This is a genomic window from Pseudomonas sp. lyk4-TYG-107 (assembly GCF_030209055.1).
Classification (GTDB): domain Bacteria; phylum Pseudomonadota; class Gammaproteobacteria; order Pseudomonadales; family Pseudomonadaceae; genus Aquipseudomonas; species Aquipseudomonas putida_A.
In genome coordinates, this window is sequence record NZ_JARVST010000002.1 from 227,534 (window position 1) to 247,183 (window position 19,650).

The following is a 19,650-nucleotide window of genomic DNA, read 5'->3' on the forward strand; positions in this document are numbered from 1 at the left end:
CTTGAAATGGGTGTCGACTTCTTCGCGAGCAGGCTCGCTCCCACATTTGGAGTGCACTCCCCTGTGGGAGCGAGCCTGCTCGCGAAGGGTGTTACACAAATCTGTTGCCGGGTCGGGCAAGGCCCAGGTTTCCGCGCAAGGTCCGGCCCTCATACTCGGTTCTGAACAGCCCGCGCCGCTGCAGTTCCGGGACCACGCCATTGGCGAAATCTTCGAGCCCGCCCGGCAAGTGCGGTACCAGCACATTGAAGCCATCCGCCGCGCCCTGTTCGAACCACTCCTGCAAACGGTCGGCGATCTGCGTCGGGGTGCCGATCAGGCTGTAATGCCCGCGCCCACCGGCAATCTTGCGGCCCAATTCGGCGAGGGTCAGATTCTCCCGCCCTGCCAGTTCCGTCAGCAATTTCTGCCGGCTCTGCTGGCCGCTGTCGGTCAGCGGCAAATCCGGTAGCGGGCCGTCCAGCGGGTACTTCGACAAGTCGAAGTTGCCCAGCATACGCCCAAGCAACGCCACGCCAACCTCCGGCTCGACCAATTGCTGAAACGTTTCACATTTTTCCTGCGCTTCGGCTTCTGTCTGCCCGACGACGACAAACACCCCGGGCATGATTTTCAGCGAATCGGCACTGCGTCCGTACTTGGCCAGGCGGCCCTTGAGGTCGGCGTAGAACGCCTGTGCGCCGGCCAGCGAAGTCTGCGCGGTGAACACCACCTCAGCGGTCTGTGCCGCCAGCTCACGCCCGGTTTCGGATGAACCGGCCTGCACAATCACCGGTTGCCCCTGCGGCGAGCGCGCCACATTCAGCGGGCCTTTTACCCGAAAATGCTCACCGACGTGATCCAGCACGTGCAACTTCGACGGGGCGTAATAGGCGCCGCTGGCCTTGTCGCGGACAAAGGCATCGTCTTCCCAACTGTCCCACAGCCCGGTGACCACCTGATGAAACTCGCGGGCACGGCTGTAGCGTTCGGCGTGGCCGATGTGTTCGTCGCGACCAAAATTCAGCGCCTCGGCAGCGTTGTCCGAGGTCACCAGATTCCACCCGGCACGGCCGCCCGACAGATGATCGAGCGAAGCGAATTTACGCGCCACGTGGTACGGCTCGTTGTAGCTGGTGGTCGCCGTGGCGATCAGGCCGATGCGCTCGGTCACCGCGCTCAGAGCCGAGAGCAAGGTCAGCGGTTCGAAGTGATCGGAGCGCGCCATGCGGCTGGCGATGTCCTGCGTCGGCGCGGCCACACTGTCGGCGACGAACAGCGTGTCGAACTTCGCCGCCTCGGCAATCTGCGCCAGACGCTTGTAGTGGGCGAAATCCAGACCGGCATTCGCCGGTACCTGCGGGTGACGCCACGCGGCGACGTGGTGCCCGGTGGCCATGAGAAAGGCGCCGAGTTTCAGCTGTCTGCTCATCTCAGAAATCCTTGCGCAGTTGCACGCCGAAGTAGCGTTCATCATCCCGTGGCACGGCGCGGTAGATGTAGCTGCCGCCGCTGGCCAGCAACGGTGAGTAGGACTTGTCGGCGAGATTCTTGCCCAGCAGCGCCACGCGCCAGCCGTTGCTGTAATCGGCGAGCGCGACGCTGGCGTTCCAGATGCCGTAGGCACCTTGTTTGGTGTCGGCGTTCTGGCTGATGTCGTACTGCACCTCGCTCTGCCAGCTGTAGTCGGTGCCGAGTTCGATATCGAGGCCGTTATCCAGCGGGATGCTGTAGTCGGCGCGCACGTAGCTTTTCCAGTCCGGGCTGAACGGCAGTGGCTTGCCATTGACGTTGCACGAGGCTGCAGCGCCCGCCGGGCAGCTGAATTGGTCGATGCGCGCGCGGGTGTAGGCCAGCGCCCCGGAGAACTTCAGTTGCTGGGTCGCCTGCAAGGCGTAATCGAGTTCGACGCCTTCGGTGCTGACGCTGCCGGCGTTGATCAGACGCGTCACCACTTGCCCGGCGACGGTGTCGAAAAAGTTCGCCTGGTAGTTGTCGTAATCGCTGTGGAACACCGCAAGGTTGGTGGTCAGCCGATTGTTCCAGCTCGTCGCTTTGATGCCCGCCTCCCAGGTGTTCGAGGTCTCCGGTTTCAGCGCTTCGGTGTCACGCGGCTGCATGTTGAAGAACACGTTGTAGGCCGGGCCTTTGTAGCCGCGCGAATAGGTCAGATACGTGGTGACCGCATCACTGAGGTCGTACTGCACGCCGAGCCGGCCGGACCAGCCGTCCTCGTCCACCGAACCGGAACTGCTGGTGGCCGGCTGGATGCCGCTGACTGTGGTCGCCGACGTGGAGACGCGGCGGTGATCGTATTCCAGATCATCGTGGGTGTAGCGCAGGCCGGCGATGCCACGAAAGTCCGAGGTGAAGTTCAGCGTGGCTTCGCCGAACGCGGCGTAGCTGTCGCTGGTGGTGCTGTAATCGGCGACGCCACGGTCGGTGCGTGTGGTGGTGGTCAAAGTGCGCTGATAGGTCTCGTCATCCTTGCCGCGCATGTAGAACAGGCCACCAACGTATTCGAGGAACTCACCTTTCGGCGAGGCCAGGCGCAGCTCTTGCGAGTACTGGTCGAAGGCCAGCTCGCCCTTGTCGGCGGTGCCGGGGAACGCTGCAGTGATCGTGCTCAGCCGATCGCCATCCTGATACTGGGTGTTGTCCCAGCCGCGCCACGCGGTGATCGAGGTCAGTGTGTAATCGCCCAGTTGCCAGTCGAGCTGGCCGGACAGGCCCTTGTTGGTGTCCTCGACATGGCTACGGGTATCGGTGTTGATGTCGCGGTTGTGGCTGCTGGCGTAGACCGGGCTCAGCGCGTTGGCGAAGGCCGGGGTCAACGACTTGCTGACGACACCGTTGGGACCGTCGTCGTGGGACTGCATGTAGTCGGCGATCAGGGTGAAGGTGACGTCGTCATTCGGGGTGAATTCGAGCTTGCCGCGCACGCCGCGATGGTTGTAGCCGTTGACCTCCTGGCCGTTGTATTTGTTGTCGACGTTGCCGTCGTAGCTGCTGACCAGGGTGCCGATCGAGCCCTTCAACGTATCCGGAATCAGGCTGCCGCCAATGCCGAAGCGGGTGCGGCTTTCGTTGCCGCTGTAGTACGACTGGTCGATGTAACCGTGGGTCTCGTTGGTCGGCGCCTTGCTGGTGATGTTGAGCACACCGGCCGAGGCATTCTTGCCGAACAGTGTGCCCTGCGGGCCGCGCAGCACTTCGACGCGCTCCAGATCCAGCAGGTCAAGGGTCGATTGACCGGGGCGGGCGTAGACCACGCCATCGATCACCGTGGCCACCGTTGGCTCGACGCCGGGCGAGGTGGAAATCGTGCCGACGCCTCGCACAAACAACGAGGTGTCCTTGTTCGAGGCGCCGGTACGGAAATTCAGCGACGGCACTTGCTGGACGATGCTCGCCACGCCGTTGCGGTTGTCGCGTTCCAGTTGTTCGCCGTCGATCACCGACACTGCCACCGGCACCTTCTGCAGCGACTCTTCACGGCGGGTGGCGGTGACTGTGACGGACTTGAGGGTCGGCTCTTGTTCGCTGCTGTCGGCGGCGAAAGCCGTGGGCAGCGGCAACGCCGCCAGCCCGGTAAAGATCCAGCCAGCGGCGCGAATCGACTGCGCCAGTTTGTGTGTCGCCCCAGGAATGTTGTGCATGATTGCCCGCTCGAAATTGGCCCTGAACCGCTGCCGTTCTACGACGACAACGCCTGAATCGGTGTCTTGGGCATTCGCTCGAGCGAGTAGCAGACAATGCGCCTTGTTAGCGCTAACATCGCCAGTATTGGCAAGCTCGGCATAGAGCGTCCAATACTGAAAAATTACTTTTATATGCGTTTTGGTTTTTAAAAAGGATCGAGCCTTGAGCCAGGAAAAGCCCCGCAAACGCCGTGGTGCGGGACGCGTGACCCTGAATGCGGTGGCGCGCGAGGCTGGCGTTTCGGCGATTACCGTGTCGCGCTACTTCAATCAGCCGGAATCGGTCTCGCCGGAGCGCCGCGAGCGGATTGCAGCGGTGGTGGCCGAGCTGGGTTACGTGCCAAATCTGGTGGCCGGCGGCCTGGCTTCGGCGCGGGGCAAAATCGTCGGCATGGTGATTCCGAACATCTCCGGGCCGATCTTTGCCAACACCATTCAGGGCTTCAGCGACACCCTCAGCCGCCACGGTTATCAGCTGCTGCTGGCGTCGAGTTACTTCAGTACCGAGCAGGAAGAAAACGCCGTGCGCGCGTTTCTCGGCTGGTCGCCGGCAGCGCTGGTGCTGACCAGCCACTTCCACAGTGCGGGCACGGAAAAGCTGATCGCCGAGGCGGACGTTCCGGTGATCGAAACCTGGGATTACCAGCCGGATCGCGAGCCGATGCAGATCGGCTTTTCGCACTATGAGGTCGGCGTGACCGCTGCGCGTTATCTGCACGACAAAGGCTATCGCCGCATCGCCTTCGTACAGAATAGCGCCCCCGGTGACCTCAGTGCCCTCGAACGTCGCGACGGTTACGCTGCCACCGTTCGCGAGTTCGGACTGCAACCGTGGGTTTTCGCCCCGGACGCCGACCGCGCGCCGTTCGAAGCCGGCAAGCAAGCGATGGAAGCGCTGATGAACGCCTCCCCGCGCCCCGACGCGATCATCTTCGCCAACGACAACCTCGCCGCCGGCGGCTTGCTCGCCGGGCAACGCGCAGGCATCAAGATCCCCGAAGACTGCGCCGTGCTCGGCTTCGGCGATTACCCGTTCGCCGAGATGCTGTTGCCCAGCCTGAGCACGATCAAGCCACCGGCACTGGAGATCGGCGTACTGGCGGCAACGCGGGTATTGGAAAGCCTTGGGGTGTTGCCGAGCGATGATGTGCAGCGCCTGAATCTGTTGCAGTGCAACGTGATCGAGCGCGAGAGCACCTGACATACATGCCTGCGGCAGCCCCTACAGGTTGTTCGTCATGCCGACAATTCGCGTAACGCAGCTGCGGCCAGAAATCCGGAGCGGGAACTGTAGCGTTGATCACGCCGGACTGTTTGATCAATACGCTCCAGCAGTTGCTCGGGCAGCGTGGCGTTGAAGCGTACCGACTTGCCGAAATAGGGCGTGATATCAAAGTCGACAACACCCCAGATTCCACCCGCGTAATCCGGGTTGTCGAGATGTGCATCAATATCCTGAACTCGAGGCAACGGTGCACCATCAGCCACCAGCCCCTCATAGTGCAGGGCCAGAGCCTCCTGAGTGTTTTCAAAAGCTTCGGCTACCGTGCTCCCTGCGGAGAAGCACCCCGGTACATCCGGGACAATCACTCCGTAGTCCGAGTCGGCATCCTTGTGCAAAACGACCGGGAATTTCATAAACGTGAATCCTTCCTCTGACGTGTCCATAAAAGGACTTTCACTTCCAATAACGGGCTTCATTTCAACCCCGCCTGTTTCAAAATGCTGTTGATCGTCCCTTTGGGAAGGTCTGAATCCGGATGCTTGATCGTCACCCGACCCGGCTTGCGCGGATGCTTGTACTGATGGTGACTACCCTTCACTGCAACCAGATACCAACCATCCTCCTCGATCATCCTGATCATTTCCCGACTACGCATTTCCTTCGCCCTGTTCGACAGCAAGAGCTGGTCACTCTAGGGCGTGGACAACCGCTTTATACACACGATACACACTCGGATAAATATTAGCTGAGTGAACAAACACCCGATTATTGGTTCGACCAACGGCAGACGCGGGCCAGCGAGAAAGGGCCTTCTCGTCCAGATACATTTGAATGAGTCGCGAAATATGTCGATCGAGAAGGGTTGGCTCGTATGGTTGTGGGCTGACTTGTCTATGCTCTAAATGACACCGAGGTGGCCCTTTCGCGAGCAAGCCCGCTCCCACAGGATCTTGGTTGTACGCAGAATCTGTGAATGACCGAGATCACTGTGGGAGCGGGCTTACCCGCGAAGGCGTCCGATCAGGCACCGCATGACCCGCAGGCACGCCTATGCACACCGCCATCATCATCTTCTTCGGCCTGGTCCTGCTCGCCCTGATGCTCTACATCGGCGAGCGCATTGGCTTCAGCCGGCAGACTCTGGCCTACAGCTTCGCCGCGCTGTGGCTGGCGTTGACGGTGATCAATGGTGCGGTGGGGGTGGTGCATGCCGGGCAGCCGCTGGGTTCGGAGATCGCGGTGGGCAGTGCGGTGTTCGGGGTGCCGATGGCGGCGATGGTGTTGTTTATGGTGCTGAGCGCCGAGTCGTGAAACGTCCCGGCGCTCAGTTGCCGATCAACGCACCAGATGCAGGAACTGCATGTGGCGTTCGTACTGGTCGAGGATGTCGTTGATGATCTGTTCCTTGGTGTAGCCGACCAGATCGTAGTCCTGACTGCCCTCGCTCAAGTGCACTTCAGCGCGGTAGTAGCGGCGGTTGTTGAGTTGCTTGGAACCCATGCCGCCACGGGCGAACGACGGCGTGAAGTAGCCGCGCATCTGCACCTGGTAGATGAACGGATGCTGCTCACCGTGGCCTATTTCCAGGCTGATGTTGTCGTGCGCCGGGTCCGGCTGGGTGACCACGTTCAGACCCTTCTCGACAAATACCGCCGTCACTTCTTCAATCGCCGGGCGCACCGTGGTGTCCATGAAGCGGTACACCTCGTCGCGTGACGGGAAGTGCACCGCCTGACTCAGGCGCTGGCGCCAGCCGCCCGTGCCACGCCGCGAACCGGAGACCGGTGCCAGCGAATGCAACTGCGCGATCTGCTTCTGCGACTCCAGATAGAACGCCTTGTGCAGGCCCCACATCATCAGCAGCAAAATCATCGAGAACGGCAGCGAGGTCAGCACCACCGCCGATTTCAGCGCATCGATGCTGCCGGAGAACAGCAGCGCACTGGTGATCAACGCGGTCATCGCGCCCCAGAACACTCGCAGCCATTTCGGCCCGTCCTCGTCCGGGTTGCCGCCCTTGGCCGACAGGGTCGAGAGCACCACGGTGCCGGAGTCGGCGGAAGTGACGAAAAACACGAAGCTGATGAACACCGTCACCGCGATGACAGTCTTGCTCCACGGGTAGGTTTCCAGTAGCAGATAAAGGCTCATCGACGGATTGTCGAGGGCCGACATGCCCAGCGCCGACATGCCGTGGTTGAGCACCTGATCGATCGCACTGTTGCCGAAGATCGACATCCACGCCAGGGTGAAACCGAGCGGAATCAGCAGCACGCCGAAGACGAATTCGCGGATGGTGCGGCCACGGGAAATCCGCGCGATGAACAGGCCCACGAACGGCGACCATGCGATCCACCAGGCCCAGTAGAACACGGTCCAGCCACCGAGCCAGTCGCTTGGTTTGTCGTAGGCGTAGAGGTCGAAACTCTTCATCGGCAACGCGCCGAGGTAATCGCCGAGGTTCTGGATCAAGGTGTTGAGCAGGTGCTGGGTAGGTCCGGCGAACAACACGAACAGCAGCAGCGCACAGGCCAGCAGCATGTTGATGTCGGACATCACCCGCACCCCCTTGTCCACACCCGACACGGCGACGATGATCGCCGCACCCATCATCAGCGTGATCAGGCCGACCTGAATCCACTGGGTGTGAGCGATGCCGAACAGGTAGTCCAGACCGGAATTGAGGTGCAATACGCCGAAGCCCATGTCGGCGCCCAGACCGAACACCGTAGCGATGATGCCGAAGCCGTCCACCGCATAACCGATAGGGCCGTTGATGCGCTTGCCGATCAGCGGGTACAGCGCCGAACGCAAGGCCAGCGGCAGGTTATGCCGGTAGGCGAAATAGGCCAGCGCCATGCCGACGAAGGCGAACACGCCCCAGCCGTGCAGGCCCCAGTGCAGAAACAGAATCTGCATCGCCTGGCGCGCCGCATCGGCGGTGCCGGCCTCGCCTTGCGGCGGTTGAGCCAGGTGCGTCAGTGGCTCGGATACGCAAAAGAAAAACAGCGTGATGCTGATCCCGGCGGCGAACAGCATGCCGGCCCAGGACAGGTAACTGAACTCGGGTTCGTCGTGGTCGGCACCGAGTTTGATCTTGCCGTAGCCCGATAACGCGGTGACCACCACGAAGACCAGATACAGCGTCATCGCGAGCATGTAGTACCAGCCGACCGTGTTGGCCGCCCAGTTTTGCGCAGCCAGCAACCAGGCTCCGGCCTGCTCCGGCATGGCGATGACAACCAGACCAAACAGCAGAATCACCGTCGCGGCGAAGTAGAACACCGGCGGATTCATGCGCACCAGACCGCTGGTGGGAGTAGACGATGCACTCATGAAACGTGCACCTCGAGGGGTTGAAACGTGGCTGAAATGATCGGACTCAGCAAAGGCAAGCCTCCTGTTGTGAGCGGGCAGCGAACCACCGGTTTAACTTGAATGAACGTTCAAGTTAAACATGGATAGGGTGATAAGGACTAATCGCAGGGCCAGGCGGTAGTTTTCCTACAGTAGCCCAAGGAGGGGTATGACGCGGGTTTGAAGGGATTCGTTCAATGGAGAATTGGCTGAATGCCATTATCTCGGTCTGACCCAAAAAACCATTCGCGAGCAGGCTCGCTCCCACATTTGAAACGCATTCCAGTGTGGGAGCGAGCCTGCTCGCGAAGAGGCCTGACGCGGCAACGCAGATTCAGGAACTTACTTCTGCGTCCCGTCATCATGCTGCAGATTGGCCTGAGTCAGGTTGCTCCCCGCCGGCACGCTGCGCGTCAGCCACACATTACCGCCGATGGTCGACCCCTGGCCGATAGTGATCCGTCCCAGAATCGTCGCGCCGGCATAAATCACCACGTCGTCCTCGACAATCGGATGGCGTGGATGGCCCTTCTGCAACTGCCCGTCTTCATCCGCCGGGAAGCGCTTGGCGCCCAAAGTCACGGCCTGATAGATCCGCACACGCTCGCCGATGATCGCGGTCTCGCCGATCACCACACCGGTACCGTGATCAATGAAAAAGCTGCGGCCGATCTGCGCGCCCGGATGGATATCGATGCCGGTGGCCGAGTGCGCAATCTCCGCGCTGATTCGCGCCAGCAACGGCAACCCGGCGCGATACAAATGGTGCGCCAGGCGATGGTGAATCACCGCCAGAATCCCCGGATAGCACAGCAACACTTCATCGACGCTGCGTGCCGCCGGGTCACCGTGATAGGCGGCCAGCACGTCGGTGTCGAGCAGGCTGCGCAGGCCCGGCAAGGCCAGGGCAAAATCCTGAATGATGCGGATCGCCTGAGCTTCGACGTCGGCATCGCCTTGAGCGCTGTGCCGGGCGACATAACGCAACTCCAGCCGCGCCTGCGCCAGCAAGGCATTCAACGAGGTATCGAGGGTGTGACCGACATAGAAATCCTCACTCTCCTCACGCAGATCCACCGGCCCCAGACGCATCGGGAACAACGCGCCACACAGCGCTTCGAGAATCTCGGCCATCGCCGCGCGGGACGGCAACTCACGACCACCCTGCTCGCCGCTGGCCCGGCCATTCTGGGTACGCCACTGATCCCGCGCGGTACGCAGTTGGCTGACGATGGTCTGCAATTGCCAATGGCTGGAACGCTCGCTCACGGTAAAGACTCCTCACGGGCGGCCGGACGGTCGGGCCGCGTCAACGGCGACTACTTTACGGCATGCCCGCGAGTGCGAATTAAGAACCGATAGTGCTGGCCTAAGCACATTTGGCTATAAGCAATTCACGGTTGCCCCGCTAAAACGGCCTGCCTATAGTCCTGTCATCTTTCTCCGCCAGTACGGACTCATGATCAAACAACAGCTGGATCGCTTTAACCGTCTCGACCTGCTCGGCCAACCCACGCCGCTGGAAAAACTTGAACGTCTGTCCGCCTGGCTGGGCCGCGATGTGTACATCAAACGCGATGACCTGACGCCGCTGGCCATGGGCGGCAACAAGCTGCGCAAACTCGAATACCTCGCCGCCGATGCCCTCGCTCAGGGCGCCGACACGCTGATCACCGCCGGCGCCTTGCAATCGAATCACGTACGCCAGACCGCCGCATTGGCGGCCAAACTCGGCTTGGGTTGCGTGGCGTTGCTGGAGAATCCGCTAGGCACCGACGACAGCAATTACACCGGCAACGGCAACCGCCTGTTGCTCGATCTGTTCGACACCAAGGTCGAGCTGGTGGACAACCTCGACAATGCCGACGAACAACTGGCCGCACTCGCCGTGCGCCTGCGCAGCAATGGCAAGAAACCGTATCTGGTGCCGATTGGTGGGTCGAATGCACTCGGTGCATTGGGCTACGTACGTGCCGGTCTCGAACTGGCGGAGCAGATCAAGGACACCGGCCTGAATTTCGCCGCCGTGGTGCTGGCCTCGGGCAGCGCCGGGACCCACAGCGGTCTGGCATTGGCCTTGAGCGAAGCACTGCCGAAATTGCCAGTGATCGGCGTAACGGTATCGCGCAGTGAAGAAGACCAACGCCCGAAAGTGCAGGGTCTGGCCGAGCGCACGGCGGAGCTGCTGGGCGTGAAATTACCAGTGAACTTCAAGGTCGAGTTGTGGGACGAATACTTCGGCCCGCGTTACGGCGAACCGAATGCCGGGACACTGGCGGCGGTGAAACTGTTGGCCAGTCAGGACGCGGTGCTGCTCGACCCGGTATACACCGGCAAGGCCATGGCCGGGTTGCTCGACGGGATCGGCCGCCAGCGTTTCGACGAGGGCCCGATCATCTTCCTGCATACCGGTGGGGCGCCGGCGCTGTTTGCCTACAAGGATTCGCTGACAAACTGATCCTCCCAGCTGCAAGAATTTCTGTGGTGAGGGGATTTATCCCCGTTGGACTGCGCAGCAGTCCCCTGCTCTTCAAGTCAGAAGAGAGGGCCGCTTCGCGCCCCATCGGGGATAAATCCCCTCGCCACTATTGATCATATATATTCGAAATTGGAATAACAGAAAGATCATTAAGTATTTTCAAGTCTAAAGCAGACATCTTATAGTCTCGCCGCAGGCGAATTTCGGGCAAGACGCATAAGCTGCTTTAGGGCACGATAACGCAGTCGTTCAATTCCCGGATTCGCCAACCTTCCTTAAGCGTCTTCCATAAGAAAACACAGGGGCTTGTCATGAATTTTTCCGCACTACGTCGCACTCTGCTGGTAGGTTCGCTGGGCCTTGCACTGAGCGCCGGCCTGATCGGCCAGGCAACCGCCGGTGAGCAGCTGCAACAGATCAAGGACAAAGGCGTTATCAACGTCGGCCTGGAAGGCACTTACCCACCGTTCAGCTTTGTTGACGAGAACGGCAAGCTGTCCGGCTTCGAAGTCGAACTCTCCGAAGCCCTGGCGCAGAAACTCGGCGTCAAAGCCAAGATTCAGCCAACCAAGTGGGACGGTATCCTCGCTGCGCTGGAATCCAAACGTCTCGACGTCGTGGTCAACCAGGTGACCATCTCCGACGAACGCAAGAAGAAGTATGACTTCTCCGAGCCGTACACCGTTTCCGGGATTCAGGCGCTGGTGCTGAAGGACAAGGAAGCCAAGTTGAACATCAAGACTGCCGCCGACCTGTCCGGCAAGAAAGTCGGTGTCGGCCTGGGCACCAACTACGAACAGTGGGTCCGCGCCAACGTGCCGGGCGCTGACGTGCGTACCTACGACGATGATCCGACCAAGTTCGCCGACCTGAACAACGGCCGCACCGACGCCATCCTGATCGACCGTCTGGCTGCCCTTGAATACGCCAAGAAAGCCCCGAAAACCGTGGCTGCCGGTGAAGCGTTCTCCCGTCAGGAATCCGGTATCGCCCTGCGCAAAGGCGAGCCTGAGCTGCTGGCTGCGGTGAACAAGGCTCTCGACGAACTGCGTGCCGACGGTACCCTTGAGAAGCTGTCGAAGAAATACTTCAACGCTGACGTCACCAAATAATGGAAGAAGCTTTCCAACTCGCACTGGACTCCGCGCCCTTTCTGCTCAAGGGCGCGTATTACACGGTCATCCTCAGTCTGGGCGGCATGTTCTTCGGCTTGCTGCTGGGCTTCGGCCTGGCCTTGATGCGCCTGTCGCGCTTCAAACTGGTGAGCTGGATTGCCCGCATCTACGTGTCGTTCTTTCGCGGCACGCCGTTGCTGGTGCAACTGTTCGTGATCTATTACGGCTTGCCGCAATTGGGTCTGGAACTGGATCCACTGCCAGCGGCGCTGATCGGCTTCTCGCTGAACATGGCTGCCTACGCCTGTGAAATCCTCCGTGCGGCAATCGGTTCGATCGAGCGCGGCCAGTGGGAAGCCGCCGCAAGCATCGGCATGACCCGCGCGCAAACCTTGCGCCGGGCCATTCTGCCGCAGGCCATGCGCACGGCACTGCCGCCGCTGGGCAACAGCTTCATTTCGCTGGTCAAGGACACGGCACTGGCCGCCACCATTCAGGTGCCGGAACTGTTCCGTCAGGCGCAACTGATTACCGCCCGGACTTTCGAAGTCTTCACCATGTATCTTGCCGCCGCGCTGATCTACTGGATTCTGGCCACGGTGCTGTCGCACCTGCAGAACAAGCTGGAAGAGCGGGCCAATCGGCATGACCAGGAGTCCTGACCCATGATTGTCGTGGAAAAACTGACAAAGCAGTTCAAGGGTCAAGAGGTGCTCAAGGGCATCGATCTTGAGGTGAAGGAAGGCGAGGTCGTGGCCATCATCGGCCCCAGCGGTTCGGGCAAGACCACGTTCCTGCGCTGCCTGAATTTCCTTGAGGAGCCCACCAGCGGCCGGATCAAGGTCGGCGATATCGAGATCGATACCAGCCGCCCGCTGAGCCAGCAGCAGAGTCTGGTGCGCAATCTGCGCCAGCACGTGGGTTTCGTGTTCCAGAACTTCAACCTGTTCCCCCACCGCACCGCACTGGAAAACGTCATCGAAGGGCCGATCGTGGTCAAGAAGATGGCGCGCGAGCAAGCCGTTGCCCTGGGCATGAAGCTGCTGGCCAAGGTCGGTCTGGCCGGCAAGGAAGATGCGTATCCGCGTCGTCTGTCCGGCGGTCAGCAACAGCGCGTGGCGATTGCCCGGGCGCTGGCGATGGAGCCGGAAGTGATCCTGTTCGACGAGCCGACCTCGGCCCTCGACCCGGAACTGGTGGGCGAAGTACTGGCAACCATTCGCGGTCTCGCCGAAGAAAAACGCACCATGGTCATCGTCACCCACGAAATGGGTTTCGCCCGCGACGTGGCTAACCGTGTGGTGTTTTTCGACAAGGGCGTGATCGTCGAGCAAGGCGAAGCCAAGGCGTTGTTTGCCAACCCGAAAGAAGAACGCACCAGACAGTTTCTCAGCAAGTTCCTGAATCACGCCTGAGATACTTATTCTCTTGAGTCATCAACTTCCATGGACGGAAGTTTTACTTACCGCGCCTGAAAACTTCCAAATCCCTCCAGCTTAAACCTGTCAAAACAATACATATATGTTCTGCAACAGATACAAGTAATCTGCGGCGCGCTTTCGTGCCTGTGAAATGATCTAAATCGACCGGCACAAAAATCGCGAAACTCGCGAAAAACCGTAGTTCCATTCGCCATCACCGCTAGGCAGGATGCCTCATCAGCGTAGGACGCTTCTGATTAATCGGTAATTCACAGATTAACTAAGGCACTCTATTGACACTCTTTCCGGCACGCTCTTATCTAGTCGCCAACCGGCACCCATTAGTTGAATCAACGCTTACTCAGCCCGAACAAAGTTCACGGTTGCATTACCGATTCATCACGCCTTTTGTTGTTTCAAGAAACGGAATTCGCTGCAAGACTTCAAGGAGAGAACCCGATGACCCGCACTTCGCACGCCCCCGAACTGGCAGCGCCGAATCTGGCGTCCGCATCCAAAAACGCCATCAATCTGGCCGCTGCCGCGCATTTGCTGATCGATGTCCTGCCCTACTCCGGCATGGACGCCGGTGATCTGATCGAACTGTTCTGGAACAACTGCTACGTCGCCTCGCGAGTCTTGACCAGCGAAGACGTCGGCGCAACGGTCAGCCTACGGGTGCCGGAAAGCTTTATCGCCAGTGGCACCGCACGGATTCACTATCGAGTGATGCAGATCGGTCAGGGACCGGCGTTGTCGGCGGCCACGCGGGTGCAGGTCAAGCTCGACTGCCCTGGCGGCCAGCCTTCGCCGCTCTGCGGTGACGAGAATCAGCAACTGGCACCCGTCTCGCTGCCCGACACCATTCGCCGCCAGGGCGTGAACCCCAATCAGATCAAACGCGGTGTGCCACTGACCATCGAACCCTACCTGAACATGGCCGAGGACGACGCCATCACCTTGCGCTGGGGCGACGTGCGTATGGACCTGGCCCGGATCACCGCCGCCGATGTTGGCCTGCCGATTCAGGTCTGGGTGCCACCGGCAGTGATCGTCGAGGGGGGTGAGGATCTGCGCCTGGACGTGACTTACTGCGTCATCGACTGGGTGGGCAACAACTCACGCTGGGCGCCGCCCCGGACGCTGAAGATCGGTTGCGTGAATCCTTATCTGAAGGTGCCGCTGCGCCAAGCGCTGAAGGCTGCTGAATCGACCAAGGATTGATGCCGCATTCCTGTGCTCATGGGGCTTTGTAGTGAGGTGATTTAGCGAAACGTCGCACCGCCCCGATGGACTGCGAAGCAATCCCGTTTTTTATGACTCAGAAAAGGCCGCTGCGCGGCCTGTCGGGGATGAATCCCCTCACCACGGGTTGTATTGCCACGGCTGAGAGACTGTTAACCAACCCGACCACCGCCCCTTCTATACATATTCCTAAAAGTTAGTTTATTTAATATTTATACACGCTTAGGGTATATGAACCGGACCACCGGACATTCTTTCGTTCGCCGCACTTTTGCGGCGTTTTTCATGAGATGTGAGGTAGGTAGTATGGTCCGGAACACAATCACCCCAGTGCAGATCGCCAGGGCATTGCGTGCAGCCAAGGAGCGGCACTGATGTCCAGTCTGGCCGATGCAAACGTCCAGTCGGATCTGGACATCGCCCCGTTGTTGTCGCCCGCGCAGGTCTTGCGCAACGACGCCCAAGCCATCAAGGCTGCCCACGAACTGGCGCAAGTCGCCCGCGCGCAGGCCGCCAAACGTGATCGTCAGCGCAAGCTGCCGTGGTCGGAAATCGAACAGTTCACCCGCAGCGGCCTCGGCAGCATTGCCATCCCGCGTGAGTACGGCGGCCCACAGGTTTCATTCGTCACATTGGCCGAAGTGTTCGCAATCATTTCCGCCGCCGATCCGGCGCTGGGACAGATCCCGCAGAACCAGTTCGGCATCATCAACCTGGTACTCGGCAGCGCCACCGAAGCGCAGAAAAAACAGCTGTTCCAGAGTGTTCTGGAAGGTTGGCGCATCGGCAATGCGGGTCCTGAGCGCGGAACCAAAAATACCCTGGAATTGAAAGCGCGCATCACCGCCGACGGCGATGACTACGTGATCAACGGCCAGAAGTTTTATTCCACCGGCGCGCTGTTCGCGCACTGGGTGGCGGTCAAGGCGCTCAATGACGACGGCAAACAAGTGCTGGCCTTCGTCCGCCGTGGCACCCCGGGCCTGCGCATCGTTGATGACTGGTCGGGCTTCGGTCAGCGCACCACCGCCAGCGGCACGATTCTGCTGAACAACGTGCGCGTCGAGTCGAGCCTGGTCGTCGATAACTGGAAGATCAACGAGAAGCCCAACACTCAAGGCGCGGTGTCGCAGCTGATTCAGGCAGCCATCGACGCCGGCATCGCCCGTGGCGCCATCGACGATGCCATCGAGTTCGTCAAAACTCGCGCGCGGCCCTGGATCGACGCGAAGGTCGAGCACGCCAGCGATGACCTCTACGTGATCGCCGACATCGGCAAACTGAAAATCGAACTGCACGCGGCTGAAGCACTGTTGCGCAAGGCCGGCAAAGTGCTCGACCAAGTCCATGCCGCGCCGCTGACCGCCGAGTCCGCCGCCCGCGCTTCGATTGCGGTGGCCGAAGCCAAAGTGCTGACTACCGAGATTTCCTTGCTCGCCAGCGAGAAGCTTTTCGAACTGGCCGGCAGCCGCGCGACCCTCGCTGAATTCAACCTCGACCGCCACTGGCGCAACGCCCGGGTGCACACCCTGCACGACCCGGTGCGCTGGAAATATCACGCGGTCGGCGCCTATCGCCTCAACGGCACTCTACCGGCTCGCCATTCCTGGATTTAACGACCAGACATCTGGAGAAGCATATGACTTATTCTCACCCCGTCGCGGTCATCACCAGCGATGAGCAAGCCCTGATCGTCGCCAGCGACCTGGCCGAAGATTTCAAACGCGACAGTGCCGTGCGCGACCGTGAACGCCGCCTGCCACTGCCGGAGCTCGACGTATTTTCCCGCTCTGGCCTGTGGGGCATCAGCGTGCCCAAGGAATACGGCGGCGCCGGCGTGTCCAACGTGACCCTGGCCAAAGTCATCGCCCTGATCGCTCAGGCCGACGGCTCCCTCGGACAGATTCCGCAGAACCATTTCTACGCCCTCGAAGTGCTGCGGGTTAACGGCAGCCAAGAGCAGAAACAGCGGCTGTACGCCGAGGTGCTGGCCGGCCAGCGCTTCGGCAATGCTCTGGCGGAACTCGGTACCAAAACCGCCCATGACCGCGTCACCAGCCTCAAGCGTGACGGTGACGGCTATCGCATAAACGGGCGCAAGTTTTACGCGACCGGCGCGATCTACGCGCAGCGTATCCCGACCTCCGTGGTCGATGAAAATGGCGTGCAGCAACTGGCCTTCGTCCCGCGTGACAGCAAGGGCCTGACGGTGATCGACGACTGGAGTGGTTTCGGTCAACGCACCACCGGAAGCGGATCCGTGGTGTTCGAAGACGTCTACGTTGCCGCCGAGGACGTAATACCGTTTCAGAGCGCTTTCGAGCGTCCGACCACGGTCGGCCCGCTGGCGCAGATCCTTCACGCCGCCATCGACACCGGCATCGCTCGCGCCGCTTATGAAGATGCGCTGCACTTCGTGCGCAGCAAGACCCGGCCATGGATCGACTCCGGTAACGACAAGGCCACCGAAGACCCGCTGACCCTGAAGAGCTTCGGCCACTTGAGCATTCGTCTGCACGCCACCGAAGCACTGCTGGAACGCTCCGGCGAATTCCTCGACAAGGCCCAGGCCGAGACCAATGCCGAAACCGTCGCTGCCGCCTCGATTGCCGTCGCCGAAGCGCGGGCGATCAGCACCGAAATCTCGCTTGCGGCCGGCAGCACGCTGTTCGAACTGGCCGGCAGTCAGGCCACCCTGATCGAGCACGGCCTCGACCGTCACTGGCGCAACGCCCGGGTGCACACCCTGCACGACCCGGTACGCTGGAAGTATCACGCGGTGGGCAATTACTACCTCAACGATGAAAAGCCTCCGCTGCGAGGAACGATCTGATGAGCGGCGCAAAAAAGAAGATCCTGCTCAACGCGTTCAACATGAACTGCATCGGCCACATCAACCACGGCCTGTGGACGCATCCACGCGACACGTCGACGCGCTACAACACCATCGAGTACTGGACCGAGCTGGCGCAGTTGCTGGAGCGCGGTTTGTTCGACGGACTGTTCATCGCCGACATCGTCGGCGTGTACGACGTCTACCAGAACTCGGTGGACGTCACGCTCAAAGAGTCGATCCAGTTGCCGGTCAACGACCCGCTGCTGCTGGTGTCAGCGATGGCCGCCGTGACGAAAGACCTCGGCTTCGGCCTCACCGCCAACCTCACTTACGAGCCGCCCTATCTGTTCGCCCGGCGCATGTCGTCGCTCGATCATCTGAGTCGTGGGAGGGTCGGCTGGAACATCGTCACCGGTTACCTCGACAGCGCCGCCAAGGCCATGGGCCTGCGCGAACAGGTCGAGCATGACCGTCGCTACGATCAGGCCGACGAGTACCTCGAAGTGCTCTACAAACTCTGGGAAGGCAGTTGGGAAAACGGCGCGGTGCTCAATGACCGTGAGCAGCGCATCTATGCGCAGCCGGAGAAGGTGCACAAGGTCGAACACCATGGCGAGTTCTATCAGGTCGAGGGTTATCACCTCTGCGAACCGTCGCCGCAGCGTACGCCGGTGCTGTTCCAGGCCGGCAGTTCCGATCGCGGTTTGCTGTTCGCCGGACGTCACGCCGAGTGCGTGTTCATCAGCGGGCAGAACAAACCGTCGACCAAAGTGCAGGTGGACAAGGTCCGCGCCAGCGCGGTCGAGGCCGGACGCAATCCCGAGGACATCAAGGTGTTCATGGGCCTCAACGTGATCGTCGGCGCGACCGAAGAAGCCGCGTGGGCCAAGCACGCCGATTACCTGAGTTATGCCAGTGCCGAAGCCGGCGTCGCGCATTTCTCGGCGTCCACCGGTATCGACTTTTCCCAGTATGAAATCGACGAACCGATCCAGTACGTCAAAAGCAACGCCATCCAGTCCGCGACCAAAAACCTGCAGAACAACGACTGGACCCGACGCAAATTGCTCGAGCAGCACGCCCTCGGTGGCCGCTACATCACCGTGGTCGGCTCGCCTGAGCAGGTGGCGGATGAACTGGAATCGTGGATCGCTGAAACGGGGCTCGACGGCTTCAACCTCACGCGCATCGTTACCCCGGAAAGCTATGTCGATTTCATCGAGCTGGTGATTCCGGAGCTGCAACGGCGTGGGTCGTACAAGACCGCGTATGAAAGTGGCAGCTTGCGCGAAAAGCTGTTTCACGGGGCGGCGCATTTGCCTGAGCAACACATCGGCTCTTCATACCGACATTAAAAGCTTCGCTGGCAAGCCAGCTCCCATAAGGGTCTGTGGCGTTCACAAAACCTGTGGGAGCTGGCTTGCCAGCGATGAGGCCCGACCAGACACCACAAAATTCATGCACTGACTGGAAACCACACCATGACCCAGAAATTCCTGTCCCACCCAGTCAAAGCACTGGCCCTGGCCTTCGGCCTGTTCAGCTCGGCGGTGTTCGCCGCCGATGCACCCCTTAAAATCGGCACCACCGCCGCCTTCGCCATTCCACTGGAAGCCGCCGTCGAAGAGGCCTCCAAACAAGGCCTGAAAGTCGAGCTGGTGGAGTTCACCGACTGGATCGCACCAAACGTCAGCCTCGCTGCCGGCGACATCGATGTGAATTACTTCCAGCACATCCCGTTCCTCGAAAACGCCAAGGCCGCCTCCGGTTTTGACCTGGTGCCGTTCGCCCCGGGGATCATCAACAACGTCGGCCTCTATTCGAAAAAATACAAAAGCTTCGACGAGTTGCCGGAAGGCGCCAGCGTCGCCATCGCCAACGACCCGATCAACAGCGGTCGCGGTCTGCAACTGCTGGCCAAGGCTGGTCTGATCACCCTGAAACCGGGGGTCGGCTACAAGGCCACCGAAGACGACATCGTTGCCAACCCGAAGAAGATCAAGATCCTGCAAGTCGAAGCCGTGCAACTGGTGCGCGCCTACGATGACGCCGATCTGGTGCAGGGCTACCCGGCCTACATCCGTCTGGCGAAGACTTTTGACGCCGGTTCGGCGCTGCTGTTCGACGGTCTCGACCACAAGGAATACGTGATCCAGTTCGTCATCCAGCCCAAGAGCAAGAACGACCCGCGCCTGATCAAATTCGTCGACATCTACCAGCACTCGCCGGCCGTTCGCGCCGCGCTGGATAAGGCTCACGGCAAGCTGTATCAGGCCGGTTGGGAAAGCTGAA

17 protein-coding genes are annotated in these 19,650 nt (G+C 60.6%); 11 read left to right on the forward strand and 6 right to left on the reverse strand.

What is annotated here, in order from left to right:
- Positions 1 to 91: 91 nt before the first annotated feature.
- The gene (locus tag QRN61_RS02785) at positions 92 to 1,411 is read right to left on the reverse strand and encodes an LLM class flavin-dependent oxidoreductase (RefSeq protein ID WP_285373160.1); all 1,320 of its coding nucleotides are present in this window, start codon (positions 1,409 to 1,411) and stop codon (positions 92 to 94) included.
- A gap of 1 nt (position 1,412) precedes the next feature.
- Positions 1,413 to 3,638 carry a TonB-dependent receptor gene (locus QRN61_RS02790; RefSeq protein WP_285373161.1) on the reverse strand — a complete coding sequence of 742 codons (2,226 nt, stop codon included), beginning with the start codon at positions 3,636 to 3,638 and terminating at the stop codon, positions 1,413 to 1,415.
- Between the two features lie 205 nt (positions 3,639 to 3,843).
- Between QRN61_RS02790 and QRN61_RS02795 the strand changes: the two genes are divergently transcribed.
- Positions 3,844 to 4,881 (forward strand): LacI family DNA-binding transcriptional regulator, encoded by a 1,038-nt coding sequence (locus tag QRN61_RS02795; protein WP_285373162.1) that lies wholly within the window; start codon positions 3,844 to 3,846, stop codon positions 4,879 to 4,881.
- 35 nt (positions 4,882 to 4,916) lie between these two features.
- Here QRN61_RS02795 and QRN61_RS02800 read toward each other — a convergent pair whose 3' ends face one another.
- Together QRN61_RS02800 and QRN61_RS02805 are read right to left on the reverse strand one after the other, a co-directional pair.
- The gene (locus QRN61_RS02800; RefSeq protein WP_003220616.1) at positions 4,917 to 5,318 is read right to left on the reverse strand and encodes a type II toxin-antitoxin system HicB family antitoxin; all 402 of its coding nucleotides are present in this window, start codon (positions 5,316 to 5,318) and stop codon (positions 4,917 to 4,919) included.
- Positions 5,319 to 5,377: 59 nt separating this feature from the next.
- Positions 5,378 to 5,560: a type II toxin-antitoxin system HicA family toxin gene (locus QRN61_RS02805; protein ID WP_027611194.1), complete on the reverse strand. Its 183-nt coding sequence runs from the start codon at positions 5,558 to 5,560 to the stop codon at positions 5,378 to 5,380.
- Positions 5,561 to 5,955: 395 nt separating this feature from the next.
- Between QRN61_RS02805 and QRN61_RS02810 the strand changes: the two genes are divergently transcribed.
- Positions 5,956 to 6,216, forward strand: coding sequence for a hypothetical protein (locus QRN61_RS02810; protein ID WP_025110994.1), 261 nt, complete (start codon positions 5,956 to 5,958; stop codon positions 6,214 to 6,216).
- Between the two features lie 24 nt (positions 6,217 to 6,240).
- Here QRN61_RS02810 and betT read toward each other — a convergent pair whose 3' ends face one another.
- A complete protein-coding gene (gene betT, locus QRN61_RS02815; RefSeq protein ID WP_166496387.1) occupies positions 6,241 to 8,202 on the reverse strand; it encodes a choline transporter BetT in 1,962 nt (653 codons plus the stop codon).
- Between the two features lie 402 nt (positions 8,203 to 8,604).
- Positions 8,605 to 9,531 carry a serine O-acetyltransferase EpsC gene (gene epsC, locus QRN61_RS02820; RefSeq protein ID WP_095137901.1) on the reverse strand — a complete coding sequence of 309 codons (927 nt, stop codon included), beginning with the start codon at positions 9,529 to 9,531 and terminating at the stop codon, positions 8,605 to 8,607.
- 190 nt (positions 9,532 to 9,721) lie between these two features.
- On the opposite strand from epsC, the gene QRN61_RS02825 reads away from it, so the two are divergent.
- The 9 genes from QRN61_RS02825 (at position 9,722) to QRN61_RS02865 (ending at position 19,649) form a co-directional block, all read left to right on the forward strand.
- A complete protein-coding gene (locus QRN61_RS02825; protein WP_096797458.1) occupies positions 9,722 to 10,720 on the forward strand; it encodes a D-cysteine desulfhydrase in 999 nt (332 codons plus the stop codon).
- A 332-nt stretch (positions 10,721 to 11,052) separates the two neighbouring features.
- Positions 11,053 to 11,853 (forward strand): cystine ABC transporter substrate-binding protein, encoded by an 801-nt coding sequence (gene tcyJ, locus QRN61_RS02830; protein ID WP_086794003.1) that lies wholly within the window; start codon positions 11,053 to 11,055, stop codon positions 11,851 to 11,853.
- A complete protein-coding gene (tcyL, locus tag QRN61_RS02835; protein ID WP_003220607.1) occupies positions 11,853 to 12,518 on the forward strand; it encodes a cystine ABC transporter permease in 666 nt (221 codons plus the stop codon). The genes tcyJ and tcyL overlap by 1 nt, the downstream gene beginning before the upstream one ends.
- A 3-nt stretch (positions 12,519 to 12,521) precedes the next feature.
- Positions 12,522 to 13,271, forward strand: coding sequence for an L-cystine ABC transporter ATP-binding protein TcyN (gene tcyN, locus QRN61_RS02840; protein ID WP_096797457.1), 750 nt, complete (start codon positions 12,522 to 12,524; stop codon positions 13,269 to 13,271).
- Between the two features lie 465 nt (positions 13,272 to 13,736).
- Positions 13,737 to 14,501, forward strand: coding sequence for a hypothetical protein (locus QRN61_RS02845; RefSeq protein WP_096797456.1), 765 nt, complete (start codon positions 13,737 to 13,739; stop codon positions 14,499 to 14,501).
- A 395-nt stretch (positions 14,502 to 14,896) separates the two neighbouring features.
- Positions 14,897 to 16,138 carry an SfnB family sulfur acquisition oxidoreductase gene (locus tag QRN61_RS02850; protein ID WP_285373164.1) on the forward strand — a complete coding sequence of 414 codons (1,242 nt, stop codon included), beginning with the start codon at positions 14,897 to 14,899 and terminating at the stop codon, positions 16,136 to 16,138.
- A 23-nt stretch (positions 16,139 to 16,161) separates the two neighbouring features.
- Positions 16,162 to 17,355 (forward strand): SfnB family sulfur acquisition oxidoreductase, encoded by a 1,194-nt coding sequence (locus QRN61_RS02855; RefSeq protein ID WP_027611186.1) that lies wholly within the window; start codon positions 16,162 to 16,164, stop codon positions 17,353 to 17,355.
- Positions 17,355 to 18,713 (forward strand): LLM class flavin-dependent oxidoreductase, encoded by a 1,359-nt coding sequence (locus tag QRN61_RS02860; RefSeq protein ID WP_285373165.1) that lies wholly within the window; start codon positions 17,355 to 17,357, stop codon positions 18,711 to 18,713. Before QRN61_RS02855 ends, QRN61_RS02860 begins: the two co-directional genes overlap by 1 nt.
- A gap of 126 nt (positions 18,714 to 18,839) precedes the next feature.
- Positions 18,840 to 19,649, forward strand: coding sequence for a MetQ/NlpA family ABC transporter substrate-binding protein (locus QRN61_RS02865; protein ID WP_096797452.1), 810 nt, complete (start codon positions 18,840 to 18,842; stop codon positions 19,647 to 19,649).
- Position 19,650: the final 1 nt, after the last annotated feature.